This is a genomic window from Candidatus Streptomyces philanthi (assembly GCF_059553635.1).
In genome coordinates this window covers 1-1,758 of sequence record NZ_JCANQV010000561.1, presented here as the reverse complement: position 1 = coordinate 1,758, position 1,758 = coordinate 1, and the positions used below count along the sequence as shown (strand labels likewise).

The window sequence follows — 1,758 nt, the reverse complement described above, 5'->3', positions numbered from 1 at the left end:
GGCAGCCGCAGCGCGATGACCGCGCCGGCCAGCAGCAGGACGGCGCTGGTGACGAGGGTGATGTGCAGCCCGCGGACGAAGGCGTCCCGCGCCACCTCGCGCAGCGCCTCGCGGGCGGCCCCGCCGAGGCCGGACGCCACCTTGTACGCCTCCCCCAGCGAGTGCGAGGCGGCCGAGGCGGCCTTCCCGGGCACGCCGTCGACGTGCCCGATGCCCGGTGCGTAGGCGGCGTTCATCACGCTGCCGAGCAGTGCGACGCCGATGCCCGCGCCGAGCTGGTAGGACGTCTCCCCTATGGCGGCGGCCCCGCCGGCCTGCTCCGGGGGCGCCTCGTTGAGCATCGACTCGTACGCGCCGAACAACGTGGTCTGGAACCCGAAACCGAGCAGGACGAAACCAAGGGCGAGCAGCCAGAAACGGTCGTGTTCGTTCATCGCGGTCAGGCACAGCACCGCCCCCGCGGTGAGCACGAAGCCCAGCGAGACCATCGCCCGCGGGCCCGCCGCCTGGAGCACCCGGGAGCCGGCCAGCCCCGCCGCCATCGCCGAGAAGACCAGCGGCAGCATCCGCAGCCCGGTCTCCAGCGGGCTCAGCCCGAGGACGAGCTGGAGGTACTGGACCGCTATCAACTGGAGTCCGACCAGGGCGAGCATCGCCAGCACGATGCAGGCCACGGAGGTGCCGAACGCGGGCCGGGCGAACAGCCGCAGGTCGATCAGCGGATGCGCGCGGCGGCGCTGGCGCCGGACGAACAGGACCAGCAGCACCGCGCCGGCCAGGATCGGGCCCAGCGTGGTGAGGCCCAGGACGGGGCTGCCGCTGCCGATCCGCTTGACGCCGAGGACGACGCCGAGCACCCCGAGCGCCGCGACGACCGCGCCGGTCACGTCCCAGGGGCCGTTGCGCTCGCCGTGCGACTCGGGCAGCAGCCAGCGGCCTATCAGCAGCATCGCGGTCATCATCGGGATGTTGATGAGGAAGACCGAACCCCACCAGAAGTTCTCGACGAGGAACCCGCCGAGCACCGGGCCGACCGCGGCGCCGACCGCGGCCACCGCGCTCCACACCCCGATGGCCACCGCCCGCTCGCGGCGGTCGGGGAAGACCTGCCGCAGGATCGACAGCGTCGCCGGCATGATCATGGCGCCGCCGATGCCGAGCAGCGCGCGGGCCGTCATCAGCACGGGCGGGGCGGTCGCGAGCGCGGCGAGCGCCGAGGCCGCGCCGAAGAGGCCGTAGCCGAGCAGCAGGATGCGCCGGCGCCCGACCTTGTCGCCGAGGGTGCCGAAGAGGATCAGCAGCGACGCCGCGATCAGCGGGTAGACGTCGACGATCCACAGGAGCTCGACGGGGCCGGGGCGCAGGTCCTCGGTGACCGCCGGCACGGCGACGTAGAGGATCGTGGTGTCCAGCGCGACGAAGAGCAGGCTGACGCAGAGCACGATCAGCACGGTCCATCGGTTCGCGCCGCCACCGGGCCGCCGCGGAACTCCAGCCGTCCGCCCCGGGCCGGACGGGGTCGTCCCGGACATGCACGTACCTCCTCTGTGATGCTCTCGCTGCCGCGGATCAGGGCACGTGAAAGCCCCGGGGGAAACCGGTGGCAGGGGCGAGTCGCCACGTCAGATTACGCGAGTCGCCGAAGCCGTCGCATGGCTCACCTCACGATGAGACGCTCGTCGCAGGGGTTCGCGTTGCCTGCGGCGGCCGCGGAAGGCCGGCCGCCCGCCGCCCTGGATAATCGGGCGGATGACGGAC

Annotated in this window: 1 protein-coding gene; it reads right to left on the bottom strand. The window is 73.0% G+C overall.

The annotated features are described in order from the left end of the window. Positions 1–1,532, bottom strand: a 1,532-nt coding sequence (locus AC51EU_RS30200; protein WP_496270277.1) for an MFS transporter, incomplete at its 3' end; no start/stop codon positions are given. Between the last annotated feature and the right edge of the window lie 226 nt (positions 1,533–1,758).